General features: G+C 41.6%; 15 protein-coding genes. 9 read left to right on the top strand and 6 right to left on the bottom strand.

The genetic code is table 11. From position 1 onward, the window contains the following. Nucleotides 1-29: 29 nt before the first annotated feature. Genes VUI23_RS04980 through VUI23_RS04970 form a run of 3 tightly spaced genes read right to left on the bottom strand, consistent with a single transcriptional unit; the run spans nt 30 to nt 5,580 of the window. Nucleotides 30-1,250, bottom strand: coding sequence for a phosphoenolpyruvate carboxylase (locus VUI23_RS04980; RefSeq protein ID WP_303499597.1), 1,221 nt, complete (start codon nt 1,248-1,250; stop codon nt 30-32). After that, the gene (locus tag VUI23_RS04975) at nt 1,247-1,882 is read right to left on the bottom strand and encodes a hypothetical protein (RefSeq protein WP_303499598.1); all 636 of its coding nucleotides are present in this window, start codon (nt 1,880-1,882) and stop codon (nt 1,247-1,249) included. The genes VUI23_RS04980 and VUI23_RS04975 overlap by 4 nt, the downstream gene beginning before the upstream one ends. Beyond that, complete coding sequence (locus VUI23_RS04970; protein ID WP_342807146.1) at nt 1,879-5,580, bottom strand: ATP-binding protein; 3,702 nt, start codon at nt 5,578-5,580, stop codon at nt 1,879-1,881. The genes VUI23_RS04975 and VUI23_RS04970 overlap by 4 nt, the downstream gene beginning before the upstream one ends. A gap of 371 nt (nt 5,581-5,951) precedes the next feature. Here VUI23_RS04970 and VUI23_RS04965 point away from each other — a divergent pair, with 371 nt between their 5' ends. Together VUI23_RS04965 and VUI23_RS04960 are read left to right on the top strand one after the other, a co-directional pair. Then, the gene (locus tag VUI23_RS04965; protein WP_342807144.1) at nt 5,952-6,128 is read left to right on the top strand and encodes a DUF6435 family protein; all 177 of its coding nucleotides are present in this window, start codon (nt 5,952-5,954) and stop codon (nt 6,126-6,128) included. 358 nt (nt 6,129-6,486) lie between these two features. Next, the gene (locus tag VUI23_RS04960; protein ID WP_342807142.1) at nt 6,487-7,182 is read left to right on the top strand and encodes a hypothetical protein; all 696 of its coding nucleotides are present in this window, start codon (nt 6,487-6,489) and stop codon (nt 7,180-7,182) included. 61 nt (nt 7,183-7,243) lie between these two features. On the opposite strand, the gene VUI23_RS04955 is transcribed toward VUI23_RS04960, so the two are convergent. Beyond that, a complete protein-coding gene (locus tag VUI23_RS04955) occupies nt 7,244-8,314 on the bottom strand; it encodes an alkene reductase (RefSeq protein WP_342807140.1) in 1,071 nt (356 codons plus the stop codon). Between the two features lie 166 nt (nt 8,315-8,480). Between VUI23_RS04955 and VUI23_RS04950 the strand changes: the two genes are divergently transcribed. Beyond that, nucleotides 8,481-9,011 carry a hypothetical protein gene (locus VUI23_RS04950; protein WP_216049885.1) on the top strand — a complete coding sequence of 177 codons (531 nt, stop codon included), beginning with the start codon at nt 8,481-8,483 and terminating at the stop codon, nt 9,009-9,011. On the opposite strand, the gene VUI23_RS04945 is transcribed toward VUI23_RS04950, so the two are convergent. Both VUI23_RS04945 and VUI23_RS04940 read right to left on the bottom strand, forming a co-directional pair. After that, nucleotides 9,008-9,883, bottom strand: coding sequence for a WYL domain-containing protein (locus tag VUI23_RS04945; protein WP_342807138.1), 876 nt, complete (start codon nt 9,881-9,883; stop codon nt 9,008-9,010). The genes VUI23_RS04950 and VUI23_RS04945 overlap by 4 nt on opposite strands. A 332-nt stretch (nt 9,884-10,215) precedes the next feature. Continuing rightward, on the bottom strand, nt 10,216-11,679 hold the full coding sequence (locus tag VUI23_RS04940; protein WP_342807136.1) for an HDOD domain-containing protein: 1,464 nt from the start codon (nt 11,677-11,679) through the stop codon (nt 10,216-10,218). A 390-nt stretch (nt 11,680-12,069) separates the two neighbouring features. On the opposite strand from VUI23_RS04940, the gene VUI23_RS04935 reads away from it, so the two are divergent. The 6 genes from VUI23_RS04935 (at nt 12,070) to prpF (ending at nt 19,202) form a co-directional block, all read left to right on the top strand. Next, nucleotides 12,070-12,261 (top strand): hypothetical protein, encoded by a 192-nt coding sequence (locus VUI23_RS04935; protein WP_216049882.1) that lies wholly within the window; start codon nt 12,070-12,072, stop codon nt 12,259-12,261. Between the two features lie 290 nt (nt 12,262-12,551). Further along, nucleotides 12,552-13,211 carry a GntR family transcriptional regulator gene (locus VUI23_RS04930; RefSeq protein WP_216049881.1) on the top strand — a complete coding sequence of 220 codons (660 nt, stop codon included), beginning with the start codon at nt 12,552-12,554 and terminating at the stop codon, nt 13,209-13,211. Between the two features lie 98 nt (nt 13,212-13,309). Further along, the gene (prpB, locus tag VUI23_RS04925) at nt 13,310-14,188 is read left to right on the top strand and encodes a methylisocitrate lyase (RefSeq protein WP_216049880.1); all 879 of its coding nucleotides are present in this window, start codon (nt 13,310-13,312) and stop codon (nt 14,186-14,188) included. Between the two features lie 35 nt (nt 14,189-14,223). Beyond that, nucleotides 14,224-15,348: a 2-methylcitrate synthase gene (gene prpC / locus VUI23_RS04920; RefSeq protein WP_342807134.1), complete on the top strand. Its 1,125-nt coding sequence runs from the start codon at nt 14,224-14,226 to the stop codon at nt 15,346-15,348. A 78-nt stretch (nt 15,349-15,426) separates the two neighbouring features. Continuing rightward, entirely contained in the window at nt 15,427-18,024 is a 2,598-nt protein-coding gene (gene acnD, locus VUI23_RS04915) for a Fe/S-dependent 2-methylisocitrate dehydratase AcnD (RefSeq protein ID WP_216049878.1), read from the top strand. Then, nucleotides 18,021-19,202, top strand: a complete 1,182-nt coding sequence (gene prpF / locus VUI23_RS04910) for a 2-methylaconitate cis-trans isomerase PrpF (protein WP_342807132.1) — start codon at nt 18,021-18,023, stop codon at nt 19,200-19,202. The genes acnD and prpF overlap by 4 nt, the downstream gene beginning before the upstream one ends. The last annotated feature ends 129 nt before the right edge of the window (nt 19,203-19,331 follow it).

Genomic DNA, 19,331 nt, shown 5'->3' with positions numbered 1-19,331 from the left:
GTCGTCATAAATTGCGACCGGTGAAGTCGTTATCTTAATCCCAACTCAACATCGCGAATAATAAAGTTTCCATTATAAATAGGATGGAGTTCTCCGCTTTGTTCAATCGCAAAATACGCTTGTTCTTCTGAGGTTAACCCTTGATAACCACCAATAACTTGATACAACCAAGCTTCGGTATCGAACTCTAATTCGTGCTGTTGATAATATTCTAGGGCTGTTAATCGCTCGCCGGTATCGATAACCTGACAGAAGTAACCTTCTACCGCTTTTTTAAGCTTATCTTCAGCAAACTCTACTTCACTTTGCTTTTCAACATGAATTTGGTGGGCAGCCCGCTCTGGTTGATACGCCTTCGGAGGACGATTTAGGGTTTTAATTGCGCTGACTAATTTTTGTAATTCTTGTTCATGTTCAACCCGCGTTACATCCGCCGCAGCAGGTTTAATCACCGCTTCAGCCTGATTAAACAACATCGGCACTTGAGATAATCCACAATAATTCACCGGTACAAATGTCGGCGAATGTTCCATGTGCAATAAAAAGCCTTTGAGTAAACGCGTGCGTCCCCGTAGCTCTCTGAAACGACCTAACAATGACAACAATCGAGCTTGTACAATGGATAGCTCTTGGGTTACACGGGAAAAACTGTGTTGTAAGGTAACAACTAATAAGTGACGTAATTCACGATTACTGGCAGCAATTTCGCTTAGCTCATCAAATTGGAACATTTCCAATTCGCCCAATAACTCGGATACTTGCGATTGTGCCAACTGATTTTCACGGATCTTGGCATCAATGGAAGATACGTAACCAAACTCATTGTTGATTCGGCTAAACAGCACCCTCACATTATTTTCGAGTGATTCAGTCAACGCGTAAACATGCTCAGTTAAATCTGAAAGATGCGCATTGGCTTCGGTAAATCGTTGATGTTGTAACGCTTCTTTATAATGGTCAGCTAAGGTTTTAAGCCCCTTCAGCGCTGAGCCAATATTGGCGTCTATTTGACGATTTCGTTCATCATGTAAACTGCCTTCGAGTAATTGTCGTACCGCATTTTTCAGACGTAAATCTGCGTCAGCGTCAGGACGCCATAAAATTCCCATTTGCACTAAACTGTCGATAATTTTCGGGCTGAATTTGGTTTCATCCACAGTACCCGACAAATAAACCTGCATCAGAAGATCAGCATGTCTACTTAGCGCATTAAGAAGCTTTACTCCGGCCTGATGTAGATTTTGGTTCATATCAGGCTTCCCTGCTGCACTGCGCTTTCTGCCTGCTCAGACAAAGACAATGATTCGGTTTCGTCGATAAATTTAATCACTTCATATAGGTATTCCACTTTCCCAGTGGCAATGAAGATTTGTTTGTCTTGATTAGGTCGTAGCATATATCCCAAATCGGTTAGACGCTTAAACACCTGTTTAATCTGGCCATCGACCGATACGCTGGTAGAACCAAACAATTTGTAATGGGAAATTTTGGCTAATTGCTCAGCAAAAGCTGGCGTATCTTCAATGGTCAGTTGGATTTCAGCTAATCGAATAGCCGTTCCCTGAGTGACGGGCACATCAGTTCCACTGGCTTGCTGAACTAACAATAACCATTCAACCAAGGGCACTAAATGACTGGAAATATCCTGAAATTGACCAGTTAGCACTTTGCGCTCATTATCGCCCAAGGTTTGATAAGCAGCGTAATAGACCTCCCCTTCTGCAGCGCTGGCCAACGTGCGGTTCAACATATTCAACTGGGTTTCAATTTTATCGCTATTGCCTGAGGTTTTTAGGAATCGCCAAGCATCTTCATCACTGACCTGACAGATAAACGCCCCAGATAACAAACTTTCTAGAATGCGGCCTTGTTCGCTAATCATGGGTTAACTCCTTGCTCAGTTTGTTTACGTTTTTGGATATGTTCGGCTATAGCACTGACTTTGGGTTGAACCACCTGTAGTTTTCGTGTGGTTTTATCAATCAAATAGCGATTATCAAACAGGGTTAATACTTCCGATTCAGGGTTAGGGAATGCGCCAACCACAGAGATATTATTATTCTGGCAAGCATCAAAAATTTTCTTCACATTACTTTGGTGCAAAGTACCCAATTCATCGATGGGCCAGTGAATAGTGGCATCTGCATCTCCTCGTAATAATCGAGTGAAGGCTAATAGGAATTTACATAAAATTAAGTACGCCATACCATGACTGGAAGACTCATTTAATTGACGGTCCGTTCGAATAACCAGATTAGAATTACCTTCTTTGATGTGCAGCTCAATATCTAATAATTTACTGATCCCGCCGCTTAAGGCGGCGCGACCAAGAATATCCAAGACTTTACGCATGCTCAGCGCATATTCATCATCTGGCAGCTCAACGGCACCACTTTTCATCCAAGCCTGATAAAGCTTATTGAATTGGGCTAACTCAGGCCAAAACTCTAATTCTGAAATACGCGAGCGAATTTTTACGGCTGAATCAGAGACTCCATCGAGAAACAATTCTTCATCGACTTCTTTACTAATTCGTTTACTTTGGCTGGCGATACGTTTATCGATATCTTCCAGCACATTATAATATTGGGTTAAGTCAGCACCAAAAATTCGACCTTGTTCTCGTAATCCGTGGAGTTTTTGTGGAACCACTTCATTTAATAACTGGGCCAGATGCACCACCATTCTGCGGTGATCAATATTGCGAATTCCTTGGTCATTCACCACCGCACATTCATCTCTGGAGCGCTCCCAAATATCGGCTAAGCCGGTGCCCGATTGCGCAGCAATAAGCTGGTCAAAGTGTTCCACATACACCTTGATATCACCCAATAAACGATCTCTGGTTTGCAGTAATTCTTGTCCTTCAGATATACGCTGTCCAATATTTACCGTATCCGGTTTAGCCGACTTGCTTGATGGACTGTTTTGATCCGCTTTAACCAGTCTGAGTTTACCTAAACTGCGATTGATGCTCTGTACATCAATATGCTGCTCTCGTGCAGTTCGCAAATCTTGCTCTAGCTGAGCTTGTTGGTCTTTACTTTTCTGACGCTGTTGTTTGAAATCAGCTTGTTTCTGATTTAACAAACGTTCCGCTTTGCTTGCGGCTTTTTTGGCCGCCGTTAGGTTTTGCTGCCAAGTCACTTTATAGCCAACAAAATAAGTGTCGTACCAACGTTGGTAATCTTTCACTTTGTGACGGTGGGTGTCTGTGTAAGTGATATCTTTTTGCAATTGTTTGATACGTTTTTGCAAGGTGCCGATATCGTCAACATCAACGCCTCGGTTATTCAGCTCGTCTTCTTTCCACTGCTCAATTTTTTGTTTGTCTTCCGCGGCGACTTGTTTGGCTTTTTTGATATGGCTGTCGACAATAGATATTTTAGTTTGAATATCTTGGATAAGCTGTTGCCAATGGAATTGATGCTCAGTTTCGGCTTCTCGCTGCTGATCTTTGACTTCAGCAATGGCTTCAGCGTGTTGCGTCTTGCACTTTGATTGCTCAGTTTGGATATTGCTCAAGCGTTTCTTATTTTGTAACTTACGCTGGGATAAAGCATGAGCATATTCTTGCTGAACCTGATCTTTATCTTGTTGCGCCCGTCTGCGAGTCGCTTCAGCGGTTTTGCAGGCGCTTTCGGTTTTCGCTTGAGCCAGTTCTTTATTACGAACCTCTTCACTGGCCTTGGCTAAATTAAGTTCAGCTTCATTTTGATTAGCAATGGCTTGGTCAAGAATTTGTTGAACATCGCTGAGTTTTTGCTGAAGTTGAACTTCAGTTTCTGCGAATTCCGACATATCAACTGCATGTAAATCCAGTTTAATCCCAAAAATGCTAGTAGAGTCATCGCCTACACTTGGTTTTAAATCTTTGCGTTTAAATAGCTCTGGATGCAAGACCTTACCAAGGTTATCTTGCCAATCTGGTCGCTCTTTGCGGAGAAATTCCAATAAACTGTTTTCACCTGGATAAAGAATACCTTCGATTTTGTCTAACTGGTGCTGCGCTTCTAATTGACTGCGACGGGTTTCTTCAAGGACTGCATTCGCTTTAACCCGCAATTGACTTGCCTGAACAAATTCTTGTTGTGCTTTTCGATGTTTCTCTCGAGCTGCATCCTCAGCGATACCGGCTTCTTTTAAGGTGGCATCAAGAATATCTAACTGACTTTGTTCAAACTCGTCGAACCCTGCATTTTTAAGGGCAGCAGTTATTTCGGTATACTGTGTTTTGAGCTCATCCGCTCTTTGTCGATACTCTGATTCAACACTGCTAAGCTGACCTTGATAGTCATCTCGGATCTGCTGTAATTTAAGCTGTTCCTGACTTTTTTGTTCAGACAACTTATCTTGTAAAAGGCTTTTCTCTTCAGAATACCCCTCAAGCTCTTCATTTAATTTTTCACTGATTTGCGCTACCCGTTTATTGAAACTGGCTTCAACATCTTGATGTTTCTCAGTCAGCAGGGTATATCGGGTTGATGATGTCTCTAATTCGCTTTCCCATTGCGGCAGTTGTTGTAAATTGCTCTGTAGGGTTTCAATATCCTGCGATTGCCAATCATCATATTCGCTTTCTATCTGCTCCAAATCGGATTCTAATTTTTCCGAGTCGGCCTTGGCCACTGAAAGCGCCTGATTCAACTCATCTCTTTGTTGAGTCCAATCTGATTCAAGTTTTTTACTGGATAGTTGAATTTCATCTAATTCGCGCTCAAAATCCACCACATTGGCGGCTAACGCGCTGGTATCTACCGCGAACTGCTGTTGTAATTCTGAGAGACGATATTCCGTCTGATTAAGTTGATGGTCGGCTTGCTCCAATTTAGCAAACTCAGGGCGTATCGCATCAAACTCTTTAATCAGATGGCACTCTTTAATCCAATCTTCGACTCTATTTCTACTCAAACTGGAACTCGGTGGCTGCACACCATCTTCTTCTAGAATAGCGGCAATCATGGCTTTAATGGTTTCCATTTTGCCTTCTTTAGAATGCACAGCTTTGGCTAGTTTTTCGATGTGTCTAAGGTGATTAGCCTGTTCACATAAACTGAATATTCGAGCATATCCCAGTAACTCACGGCTATTGGTGCTGTCGTTTAAAACACCTCTATCATTTTGTAATACCGCTTTAAATTCTTTGGTATTGAGCAGGTTTGTAACTAAAATATTGGCGCGTTTTAAACTACGAGCCAGTTCATTCATAGTCACACTGCTATGCTCGCCAGCTTTGTTTTTATATAAATAGTCGTTTAATTCGAAAGGTTTTCCGATAAATCGGTAATTCACACCATTTCCAGAAGATGCCAAGACTGCTTGACACAAATCCCCTTCATTGCGGGCGTATTCGTAAACAATAAAGCTCGATTCTCTGGGTAAATACCACTTTTCGAAACTATCTCGTGTAGAGGGTACAACTCGGCTTGGATATTCTCCGTAAAACACAGGAATCAATCGTTGTAACGTGGTTTTGCCAGAGGCATTGGTTCCACAAATATTGGTATGACCGTTTAATTTTAATTCCACTACACCTGGAAGGTGTGTGTCGATGAGAATAATGCGATGTAACCCAGGCATAAACATCCTAATTTATAATTATGATTGAGACAGCTAACTCGGGATTCAAATGCTTAAATGAAGGTAACTTGGAGAAGCAGGTGTAGAATTCCGTACAGCCGCTGATTTTAGCGAGGTTTAATTCAATTTAACACCCTAAATATCAGTATTTATCGGCCAAACTAGGGTTATTATTCGCTAACCCTAAAAACCAATTTGTAAGTGCTTGATTTAGCGTCGTCATAAATAGTATTTTATAATTTTGCGGGTTGATTATTTACCGTCCAACCACTAAATAAAATTTTTTTAAATTATTTGAATATAAAAAGATGAAAATCTGGTCTTATCCTCTAGGCTTATAGAAACAGTATTAAAAGGATTTTAAGTTAACTATGTTTGGATTATTCAAAGCAAATCCGATTAAAAAGCTACGCAAGCAATACGATCAAAAATTAGCTCGAGCGATGCAAGCACAGCAGGAGGGAAATCTTCGAGATTACGCAAAATACAATAGCGAAGCTGAAGCTTTGTTTGAGAAAATTGAAGAATTTGAAATGAACTATAAATGAGTTTGAAAATATTCCATTCTTAAACTCAAAAAGATGAAAATAGGGTTGGCGCAAACAAGTTGATAACCGATTAAGCTTATGCGCCTTTATCGATTTTCTAATAGCACGATTTGCAGATAAACCTTATAGAGATAAATGCACCACTAAGGTTGAATGATTGATGCTAAAACCTCCCCCAGTCATCGTTGTAAAATTAACTTGTTATATTAAGCTCTGCGGCTAGCGAGTTGCCCAGAGCTTTCCCCTGACTCGCTTAGACTAAAGTGCAATCTCCACTTGGCAATAGACTGGTATAATGGCGGTGAAATTACATAGTTAAGTTATAATTTGTTGTAGCGATGCCAATTTAGAGGTTTTTATGATTAGAATAGTTTTTTGCTGGTTGTTACTAGCAATTTCAAGTACTGGCTTTGCTCAAGATGGCGATGCGAGTGCAGCAGCAGAACCCTTAGATCCGGCATATGAAGGTGTGCATGGCATGGTGGTATTTAATCATGCGTCCTCATTATATGTTTCTAATCTTCCAAGTTACAGAAAACCCCATAACGTCCAGTTGATTTATAAACTTATTCCCAAAGACTCCGCGTTAGTATATTTAGTCAGAGATGCAGATTTGGTTACCATCAAACCAGAATCGTTTAATATTGAAAAATTAATCCGTGGCGAATCTGTAAGTGTTAAAGCTGACGTTTATATCGGCAATTATAAACAAGGTGGGAGTTTAACTTATGAACAAATGGACTTAACCTTCAGTGAACAAAAGTACGTTAGAGTTCTGAAGGATTTAGGGGAACCCAATAATCGACAAAAGTACGATATTGTGGAACTAGGTTACAACAGCCGTGCGTTGATCCACCAAATTCAAGGTGCACCAAGCTACGATCATCTTATTTTGTTGTTCGAAAATATCAGTTGCATCACTGATGTGAACGCTAAAAGCAGTGTACCAGAGCAAGACATGCTAAATTATCGTTTGAGTTTTTGTGGCTCAATGAAACCCATTTATTACCATTCAGAACCCTTTTCAGAAAGCTCATCATCAGACCCAAAATAGGCTATTCGTAAAAAATAGTGCTCTGTAACCATATTTATCGGCTCAGAGCACCACTTGATGATTACTCGGCTGCGGCAGGATAATCGATATAACCCACACTATCGTGAGTGTAGAAGGTTTTGGGATCCGGTTCAGCTAAGGCGATACCATGTTTAAACCGATAAGGTAAATCTGGATTAGCAATAAAGGCTGAACCGAAGGCAACAGCGGCTAAATCACCTTGCTCCACTGCTTGCTCAGCCTCAGTGAAATCATACCCCATGTTACCAATTAGGTTGCCGTCAAAAACCTTGCTCGCGGCTGCTATTACGTTACCTTGTTGTTCTTGCTGAAAGTCAGCGCGCATTACATGTAGATAAGCCAGGTTATAATCATTTAATCGTTTTGCTAAATAAGCAGTCAGGCCTTCTGGATCGCTGTCGCGCATACTGTTAAAGCTGTTAATTGGTGAAATTCTTAAACCAACATTTCCACTGTCCCAAACATTGGTCACTGCATCTAACACTTCAAATAACAGGCGACTGCGATTTTCCATGCTGCCGCCATATTGATCGGTGCGAGTGTTAGCACTTTCACGCAAAAATTCATCAATTAAATATCCATTTGCACCATGTATCTCAACGCCGTCAAAACCAGCGGCCTTGGCGTTAATCGCCGCTTTAGCAAAGCCTTCAACGATATTTGCGATTTCTTGCAAACTAAGTGCTTGGGGAAGGACGTAATCTTTTTTACCTTGTGGGGTATGGACATAACCATCAATGGCTAATGCACTTGGTGCTACTGGCGTACGGCCATTGTTCAATACAGGATGACAAGCTCTGCCGCCGTGCCATAGTTGTAATACTATTTTGCCACCATTTTGATGCACAGCATCAGTGACCTTTCTCCAGGCTGCCACTTGTTCATCAGAATGTATTCCTGGCTCTCGGTAAAAAGCGGAGTTTCCAGAGATTGCCATTGTTGCTTCGGCGATAATCAGTCCCGCTCCAGCTCGTTGGGCATAATAAGTAGCCATTAGCTCAGTCGGCACATTTTCTTCAGTCGCTCTGCATCTTGTCAGTGGCGCCATTACCACTCGATTTTCTAAACTAATATTGCCAAGTTTTAGTGGCTCAAATAATGCTGACATCATTTTTCCTTAATTGTTAACTACATATAGGAACGGGTTTTAACTAGTATTGGATTAAAAAAACTGAATTCAAGAGCATCATCTGAAGTTGTTTATACCCTAAGTATTTGCAATTTGATGTAATTGACTACACTGTTAATCTGTAACTTGAGGCGGCAAGAGTAATTAAATGAGTCGAGTAAACTATACAAAACACTTTGGCGACAAAACCCAAGGTCCTTTGCAACACACACTTTTATTGAGTCTTGTTGAAAAACCGCTACAAGATCCTCCCTTATCAGAACAGGATCGAGAGCAATCTTTTCTTGTGACCAGTATGGCTAAAAAGAACACACCAATGGTCTGTGGATTTTTAGGCAACTCAGAATTCAATAAAGGTTTATTGTTGGCTAATATTGCATATCAGACGAAAAACAAAGTGTTGTTGGTGACCCAAGAACTTATCAACGATCTCTCTACGTCAGATTTAGCTAAACTTATCGCACAAACCCAGCAACAAAATGCCATTATTTATTTTGAGTTCGCTGACGACTTGCTCAACGACAACATTGATTACGCCGATACGGACGAACAAATAAACCTAGACTTACTGTTTAGCGTCATTGAAAAATACCAAGGTTTAGTGATATTTTCGTTAACCCAATTTGAAAGTGCAGAGCGCCTCAAGGCTAGGCATATCAGCGTGTTAGCTACACATTAACTTTTGTAACCTGGTGCCAAGGCGGTATTTTCTACGCCAATTAATGCTTCCGGGTTGGCTAATGCCAATTGACATCCTTGACCAATAAATTTATGCCCTTGAGAGCAATCAACTTGCCACTGTCTTAATAAGTAGGCAGCCAGTGCAGACCTCACTTTTACCCGTAATTTTCCTTCTACCATGGCATAGTCTAGTTGAATGGCTTTTGGATGTTTAATACTGGGATGAGCCACTAACACTAACTCGATTTGATGATTCCACTGTTCATCAAATTTCCTAGCCTCTAAGGTATTGATGTCTTGTGCTAATGCATTAACAAAGGTAAATCGAGTACACACAAAATCTCTAAAACTTTGATGTTTCCGATCGTAGGCTCTTACATGCCATCGATGACCGTTATTAACAATAGCGTGAGGTACAATAACTCGGGTTGACTCGCCAGAACTGATTGAAACATAACCGCATTCAATAGGCTGCTTAATGTGAATTGCGCGCATCAAGGCCGCAATAATATTTTGATCAGGATGAATTAAACGCACGGCATCAAAACACTGTTCAGACGGTTGTACGCCATTCGAAATTCCATTGCCAAAGCCGCGACTCAAGGATGTTAAAATCACTTCAGGGTCATGTTTAAAAACTGGTTTAAATTGCTTTGTACGGTGATAACTTTTGGTTTGATGGACAAGAATAAGATTATTCGGAGCAAGGGCTTTGTAAGCACTAAAATCTCGTGTCGATGCCGCTAGACCCGTTTTAAAACGCTGAATTAAGTCAGTGCGCGCTACGTGTCCAAAATACTGTAAACTAAAATCAATAAAAGCTAAACGCTCTTTTTGACCATGATTCATAGTGTCTAATTCATTTTCCATCTTGTTAGTTCCGGTAACGTTTTTTTCAACTATAAGGACTTCCACAAAAGATTGCAATCAAATTGATGGCATCTTTTTGATTTTAATTTACTGATATTTACTTGAGAAAGGACTAAATAAAAAAAAGTTGAAAACTTTTTAAACTTTTTGGTGGTTTTGCGCGTCATACATAATGACAGCGTAGTGAACTGTTGAATCTCCCCGGGCCGTGAGCAGTAAATGCTAACGGCTTTTTTATTGGCCAATGACTTTTTTATTGCCCCTGTTTCATTGATTAGGCTTATCGGTTTAAGTTTACTGGTTAATATCAACAGGTTTTAGCGGACATTGAATTAAGACTGAAGTCGCTTGGAAACATAGGATAAACAAAGATTTAATTGCTCAGCGATTAAATCAAAATGAGCAAAGTCCTCTTCGCTGAAGTAACTTGCTTTGTCAAAAAATTGCGCACTTATCATCCCCACTACTTTCGAATTTACTTTTACTGGCGATAAACACAGTAAGCCATTTTCAATAAACTGTTCTGATTCAAAAGTCAGATAATCACGCCATTTAATATCCTGATAATTTTCGATAAACACAGTTTCGGCATGCTGAATGGCATAACTCATAATGTTCTGTGAGTCGGTTAAAGGAAATGAACAGTGGAATCGCACCGCCTCCCCTTCACTGTCGACACTCTGCCTACATTCAATTTGACGCTTATCTTGACTAAACACCCAAAAACCACAGCGATGAAAATGAAATATTTGTGATAATAATTGTAAGGTATGGGTAAGGAATTCATTGATGCTACGACTGGTTCTCGTCAGCGCATTTAATGATTTGATGCTGATGATTAATTGCTCTTCGATGGTCAAATTAGCAAGTTCTACAGGGGCTGGTAATCCGCCAAAATCCTTCTGCTTGGGCAAAGGTTTAATATAACTTTCCAAAGCAGATGCGTTGTAAGATGCAAGCAACTCAACTGCCAGTTTGCGTGTGGACTCAATCTTAAGTTTTAGTCTATGTTCATCCACATTGATCAGTGCACAAATGTCTTTGATTAGATGATCAAATTTCGCCCTATTCTTAGGCGGAGAACCAATCGCTTCACTGAGTTGATTGGATAAGCTAATGATATTCATCTCTTTGGTGCGACTTTGTGGCTGATTTAACGATTTGATCAGCAACTCCCCCAAGTTCCAGGTGCGAGCAAGCCCTACGCTCAAATCTTTAAATTTAATCCCTGCCGTGGATGCGCAATATTGCTCAAATGCTATTTTTGGCATACCCGCTTTTTGGATCAACTGACGTGTAAGAGGATTGCCGGTACTCCAAAATGACGTTTCGCCTATGTTGTACATCATGGCCGCTAAATACACTTCTTCTTGGGTACTTTCATCGTATTCAGGCACCATCATTTTAGCCAGCAATCCAGCAAAAAATGCATTTGCCATTAATTTCATTAGCCTTTCGTAGACCGCTGGCGAAAGATGTTTGCTATTCAACAAACCTTCCAACACCTTGGCAGTTAAACAAATGTTTTTAACTGATTGAATACCTAGAAATATTGCAGCACGAGAGACAGTAGTCACCCGTTTCACCGGCGAACGACTCGAACTGTTAGCCACTTTTAATAAGCTGGAAGATAACGCCTGATCGTGCAGTATGACTTTACTGAGGCTGGGAATAGATGATCTATCATCATTTGAGAACTTATCTAAAATTCCGGCAATGGATGTAATTGCTGGTAACTCTTCTTTGGCAAGTAACGCTACCCACTGATCTGACGTCAGCTTTGACTTTTCACGCATATATAGTTCCAAACAGCAAAACGAAGCGGAAACACCTTGTCCAAACGATTGCCAAATTAACCATTAAGTCATCAATAACTTAATTACATTTTTATTACACGCCCGAGTATATCAGTGAAATAACGATTGTCTGCACCTTTGTACAGCTTTGTTTTGAACGACTAACGCTTAATCTCATAGAACAAGCAATTTAGTTAGGCAAAATTACCACTTTTTAGTCAAAAAACATCGAATGCGAACATAATAAAAAACACATCCAATTGATTTCATTAACTTTTTTATTTGGAATAAATGTTGCTCTAATTGCTATTAAGCGAAATGACAAGTGTTAGAAAAATCAATAATGTAAATCCCCCCGTTACTGTGGTTGGGGTTAAAAGGAGAATATAGATGTTTACTTTTTTATGTGGCTTAATAATTTTTTGTTTATGGTTAATCCCCATTGTGGCCATTGCCACATCAAACCGCACCTGCGGAGGCGAAAAAGCTGCATGGTTATTAGCTGTTATATTTATTTCCTGGTTTGCGTGGATATTTTATCTATTGTTAGCACCACTCAAATCTCCCCGCTATGGTGCTTAATTCAGCTAACTAAATCATTACCATTGGCATAACGATACACCTCGACTGGCCCTCTGCGAACAATCCACGGCAGAAGGTTGGTCGAACCAAGCTTATCCAATTTGCACTTTCAATTGTCTATCCACAAATTACATCCATTCTAAGCTCTTACCGAGATTCCTAATACGACAATATAAAAAACGGATCCAATCGAACAACCACACATTGTCGACAATATTAAGATTTAATGTTGAATTAATGTCCATATAGGTCTATATTGTCGACATTACAGATAATATGAAGAAAAATTTTTGGTCAATTTTTTATCAGAATCACCGGTTACATCAGCGGATAAAACCTTTTTCCAACTTCGCAAAGATATTGTTGAAGGAGATATCCAACCTGGTAGCAAGCTGAGTGAAACAGAATTGTCGACAAAGTATGCGGTCAGTCGAGCAGTGGTTCGTGAAGCGATTAACCGCTTGGAAACCTGCCATTTAGTTGAACGCAAAGCAAATGTTGGTGCCAGGGTTGTTTCGTTGACGCCTGAAGGGTTAATTCAGTTGTATCAAGTACGAGAGTCTCTTGAAGGAATGGCAGCCCGCTTGGCTGCTACCAATATGACTGACCAAGAAGTGAACGAGCTCGAATCTTTACTTTCTGAACACTTTCAAGAAGTAAAAGAAGGACAGTCATATTATCAAGAAGCGGGTGACGTAGACTTCCATTACCGGATTATTGTTGGCAGCAAAAATGAACATCTAATTTCAATGCTCATCAATGGCATTTATCACCTGGTTCGCATGTATCGAGTGCAATTAGGTATGGCAGGACCAAGAGTCTCCACGGCGTTTGATGAACATAAACACATTGTTCAAGCGATAGCTAATCGCGATGGAGAATTAGCTGAAATGTTAATGCGCCGACACATTTTGTATTCCAAAAATAATATTGAAAAGAAATTGCAGTAACGTAACTAACCTGAGCTCGGAATAAGACGTCGTAACTCAAAATATATTATTCCCACTTCAGGTTTACAAACTTCACCGATTGTTAAACAGAGGAAATTATGACTCCAGGCAAAAAATTCAGACAAGCATTGATTGACAACAAACCACTACAAATTGTTGGCACTATCAACGCGTATTCGGCCATGATGGCAAAGCAAATTGGTCACAAGGCTATTTATTTATCTGGTGGTGGTGTGGCAAACGCTTCTTACGGCCTACCCGACCTCGGCATGACGTCTCTTAACGATGTGATCGTCGATGTGCAACGCATTACTGCAGCTTGCGACCTACCACTATTGGTAGATATTGATACCGGTTGGGGTGGCGCATTCAACATTGCCAAAACCATAAGAGATATGGAAAAAGCTGGAGCAGCAGCGGTCCATATGGAAGATCAGGTCGCACAAAAACGTTGTGGACATAGACCAAACAAAGAGATTGTTTCCATTGAAGAAATGACTGATCGGATTATAGCAGCTGTAGATGCCCGTACCGACCCTGACTTTTTCATTATGGCTCGTACAGACTCTTTTGCACAGGAAGGTTTAGAGGCAGCAATCGAACGTGCTAAAGCCTATGTTGCGGCCGGAGCTGATGGCATTTTTGCAGAAGCAATTCAAACCGAAGAGCATTACCGCGCTTTCTCAGAAGCTTTAGACGTGCCTATTTTAGCCAACATCACAGAATTTGGTAAAACTGAGTTGTGGAATAAAGAGCAACTCGCGCAGTGGGGAGCCGATATGGTGCTTTACCCGTTGAGTGCCTTTAGAGCGATGAATAAAGCAGCAGAAACCGTCTACACTTCAATACTAAAAGATGGTGACCAAAAAGCCGTTGTAGATAGCATGCAAACTCGCATGGATCTTTATGATTATCTTGGTTATCACGATTATGAGCAGAAATTAGATAGTCTTTTCTCTCAAGGTAAAAATAAATAACCCTATATTTTTCATTTATAAAACAGGACTCTATCATGGTTGACAAAAAACTAAGTGGTGCGGGCCTTCGCGGTCAAAGCGCAGGAGAAACCGCATTGTGCACGGTAGGTAAATCAGGATCTGGTTTAACTTATCGCGGTTACGATGTATCTGATTTAGCAGATAACGCCACCTTTGAAGAAGTAGCTTATTTATTGTTTAAAGGGGAACTCCCCACTGAAACTCAACTGGCAGATTATAAAGCCAGATTGCTGTTAAAGCGTGATTTGCCTGACGCCTTAAAAGCAGTGTTAAAGTTAATCCCTGCTGATACTCATCCTATGGATGTGATGCGCACCGGTTGTTCATTTTTAGGTAACTTAGAGCCTGAAGATGATTTTAGTAAACAACAAGATAGTGCGGATCGTTTGTTAGCCGCCTTCCCTGCAATAATGTGTTATTGGTATCGCTACAGTCATGACAATGTGGAAATTGAATGTACCACTAATCAAGATTCAATCGCCGGTCATTTTTTGAAGTTATTAACAGATCAAGATCCGTCTGAACTTCATCGCCGAGTGATGGACGTGTCGCTAATTTTGTATGCAGAACATGAGTTTAATGCTTCTACATTTACGGCTCGCGTCTGTGCATCAACCTTATCAGATATGTTCTCATGTATTACCGGCGCGATTGGCACATTGCGTGGTCCATTGCATGGTGGTGCCAATGAAGCAGCCATGGATATGATTCAAAAATTCAGTTCGCCTGAAGATGCCAAAGCTAAAATGGCTGAAATGTTGGCCAACAAAGAAAAAATCATGGGCTTCGGTCATGCAATATATCGTGAATCCGATCCTCGTAATGTGATCATCAAATCTTGGTCTGAAAAACTCGGTAAAGAGTTTGGCGATTCCAGCTTGTACGACATCTCAGTAGCTTGTGAAGAGTTTATGTGGGATAGCAAAAAGCTGTTCTGTAATGCCGACTTCTTCCACGCTTCGGCCTATCATTTCATGGGGATCCCAACTAAATTGTTTACCCCGATTTTTGTATGCTCTCGCTTAACAGGTTGGGCTGCACATGTGATGGAACAAAGATCAAATAACCGCATCATTAGACCAAGTGCGGATTATATCGGCGAAGAGCCACGTAAAGTGACTCCGATTAAACAACGATAGAACTTTCCTTTTCCAGGCAATCAATAAGTGGGCATTCCTAATGCCCACTCTACTCACGCAATAGCAAGGTAGAAAAATATGAATACTCAATACAGAAAACGCCTTCCTGGTTCCAAACTTGATTTTTTTGACACCCGTGAAGCTGTAGACGCAATCAAACCAGGGGCGTATGACACCCTTCCCTACACTTCCCGTGTATTAGCAGAAAATTTAGTTCGTAGATGTGAGCCTGAAAAACTTAATGCTGCACTAGAACAAATAATCGAACGTAAACAAGATCTTGATTTCCCGTGGTATCCAGCGCGAGTAGTGTGTCACGATATCTTGGGTCAAACCGCATTGGTAGATTTAGCCGGACTCCGTGACGCTATTGCGTTAAAAGGTGGCGATCCTTCTAAAGTAAACCCTGTGGTCCCAACTCAATTGATAGTTGACCACTCTTTGGCTGTGGAGCATGCAGGTTTTGAACCTGACGCCTTTGAACAAAACCGCGCCATTGAAGATCGTAGAAACGAAGACCGCTTTCACTTTATTAACTGGACCAAAACAGCCTTTAAGAATATTGATGTGATTCCGCCAGGTAACGGCATTATGCACCAAATTAATTTGGAAAAAATGTCGCCTGTTGTGCATGCCAGAGACGGCGTTGCTTTCCCTGACACACTTGTTGGAACAGATAGCCACACTCCTCACGTTGATGCCTTAGGTGTAATTGCATTAGGTGTCGGCGGACTGGAAGCCGAAAGTGTGATGTTAGGCCGTGCATCTTACATGCGTCTGCCAGATATTATTGGCGTAGAGCTTACCGGTAAACGTCAACCTGGTATCACTGCCACCGATATTGTTTTAGCGATTACCGAATTCTTGCGTAAAGAGCGTGTTGTTTCCTCATACTTAGAGTTCTTCGGCGAAGGAGCATCGGATTTAACCCTTGGCGATCGTGCGACTATCTCTAATATGACCCCAGAATTTGGCGCATCTGCAGCGATGTTTTATATCGATGACAAAACCATCGATTATCTTAAACTAACAGGTCGGGACGATGCACAAGTACAACTTGTGGAAAACTATGCCAAACAAGCGGGTTTGTGGGCAGACACATTAAAAAATGCTAAATACGAACGTGTATTAACCTTTAACTTGTCCTCAGTTGGTCGCAATATTGCGGGCCCTTCTAATCCACACCGCCGTGTATCTACTGCTGATTTAGCGGCACAAGGAATATCAGGTATTGTTGAGCACGACGGTGACTTAATGCCTGATGGCGCTGTCATCATTGCTGCAATTACAAGTTGTACCAATACCAGTAATCCTCGCAATGTTATCGCAGCAGGACTGGTTGCCAGAAATGCCAACAAACTTGGACTCACTCGCAAGCCATGGGTAAAAACCTCTTTAGCACCGGGCTCAAAAGCGGTTCAGTTGTACTTGGAAGATGCCAAGCTACTGCCTGAACTTGAGCAGTTAGGCTTTGGTATTGTTGGTTTTGCATGTACAACTTGTAACGGTATGAGTGGAGCCTTGGATCCTAAAATTCAAAAAGAACTTATCGACCGTGATTTATATTCCACAGCGGTACTTTCTGGAAATCGTAACTTCGATGGCCGTATTCATCCTTATGCAAAACAAGCGTTCCTAGCGTCTCCGCCGCTAGTGGTAGCTTATGCTATTGCCGGTACGATTCGATTTGATATCGAAAAAGATGTGCTCGGAACTGATGCTCAAGGTAATCCGATTACCTTAAAAGATATTTGGCCAAGCGATGAAGAAATCGATGCCATTGTTGCCAGCAGCGTAAAACCAGAACAATTTAAGAAAGTGTATGATCCCATGTTTGATTTGACTGTGGATTATGGCGAAGATATTGATCCGCTATACGAATGGCGTCCTAAGAGTACTTATATCCGTCGCCCTCCATATTGGGAAGGTGCCTTGGCGGCAGAGCGCACAATGAAAGGCATGCGCGCTTTGGCAGTACTTGGTGACAACATAACAACAGATCACCTTTCACCTTCTAATGCGATTTTAGCAGACAGTGCAGCCGGAGAGTATTTGTTATCAATGGATGTTCCCGAAGTTGATTTTAACTCCTATGCTACTCACAGGGGCGACCATTTAACTGCGCAAAGAGCAACGTTTGCTAACCCTAAGTTGTTAAATGAAATGGTGATCGAAAACGGTGAAGTTAAACAAGGTTCGTTAACTCGTCTTGAGCCTGAAGGTCAAACCGTGCGGATGTGGGAAGCCATTGAAACCTACATGCAACGCAAACAACCATTAATTATTATTGCCGGAGCTGACTACGGGCAAGGCTCATCTCGAGACTGGGCTGCCAAAGGGGTTCGTTTAGCTGGTGTAGAAGTCATAGTGGCTGAAGGGTTTGAGCGTATTCACCGAACCAACTTAATTGGAATGGGTGTGTTACCGCTAGAATTCGAAGCTGGCACGACTCGTAAAACACTGAATATCGATGGCAGTGAGCTTTTCGATGTGAAAGGCGAGCGTCAACCTGGTGCTTCACTAACCTTGATAATAACCCGTACTAGCGGTGAAACCATAGAAGTCCCAGTAAATTGCCGTTTAGACACAGCAGAAGAAGTGTCTATTTATGAAGCCGGTGGCGTATTGCAACGTTTCGCTCAAGACTTTTTGGAGTCAGAAGGACAAGCTCAATGAGTGGCTTTGCTCAACAAATAAAGGTTGCCGCCACCTATATGCGCGGCGGAACGAGTAAAGGCGTGTTTTTTAACCTTGCAGATCTGCCTGAGCAAGCGCAAACAGCTGGCGCTTATCGCGACGCCTTGTTGCTACGTACTATTGGTAGCCCAGATCCCTACGGCAAACAAACCGATGGAATGGGGGGCGCGACCTCTAGTACCAGCAAGACCGTGATTGTGTCAAAAAGCCAACAAGCTGATCATGATGTTGACTATTTGTTTGGCCAAGTGGCAATCGACAAAGCCTTTGTAGATTGGTCTGGAAACTGCGGTAACTTGTCTGCAGCAGTAGGACCTTTCGCGATTCACGCTGGTTTAATACCTGCCGAGAAGCTGGTTAAAAACGGGTCTGTTACGATTAAAATTTGGCAGGTTAATATCCAAAAAACCATTATCGCTCATGTAGCAATGTGTGATGGTCAAGTGCAAGAACTCGGAGATTTTGAGTTAGACGGGGTTACCTTCCCTGCCGCTGAAATACCTGTTGAGTTTATTGATCCTGCCGATGGTGAAGGTGACATGTTCCCTACCGGTAAGGTGTCTGAAATATTGGATGTTCCAGGTGTGGGTAAGCTCAATGCAACACTTATCAATGCTGGAATACCTACGATATTTTTGAATGCTCAAGAGTTAGGTTATCAAGGCACTGAATTGCAAGACGTGATCAACAGCAATAGCGATGCATTGGTTAAGTTCGAAACAATTCGTGCTCACGGCGCACTTAAAATGGGCTTGATTGATTCCCTTGAACAAGCCGCACAACGGCAACATACGCCAAAGGTCGCTTTTGTGGCTCCAGCAGCTGATTATCTGGCCTCAAGTGGGAAAACAGTGGCAAAATCGGAAATCGATTTGTCGGTTCGAGCGCTTTCCATGGGCAAACTTCACCATGCGATGATGGGCACAGCCGCAGTAGCAATTGGCACGGCCGCAGCCATTCCTGGCACCTTAGTCAATCTTGCCGCTGGCGGCGGTGAGCTTGAATCTGTATGTTTTGGTCACCCATCAGGCACATTGCGCGTAGGTGCAAAAGCGGTGCTTAATCAGGGTAAATGGCAAGTTGAAAAAGCCGTTATGAGTCGCAGTGCTAGGATCTTAATGGAAGGCTGGATTAGAGTACCTGAACCAAGCCTTTAATTTACCTTAAACTAAAATCATAACTAAAATAAAAACGGTCAACTAAGTTGGCCGTTTTTTGTTATCTGGATATTAAAAAGTTAAACGCGTCTTGTAGTTCAATGTCAATTCTGAATTAATAGCAGCTTG

The organism is Alteromonas sp. M12 (assembly GCF_037478005.1).
In the GTDB taxonomy this organism is placed as follows: domain Bacteria; phylum Pseudomonadota; class Gammaproteobacteria; order Enterobacterales; family Alteromonadaceae; genus Aliiglaciecola; species Aliiglaciecola lipolytica_A.
The sequence above is the reverse complement of the archived record's forward strand: the minus strand, read 5'-3'. Positions and strand labels throughout refer to the sequence as shown.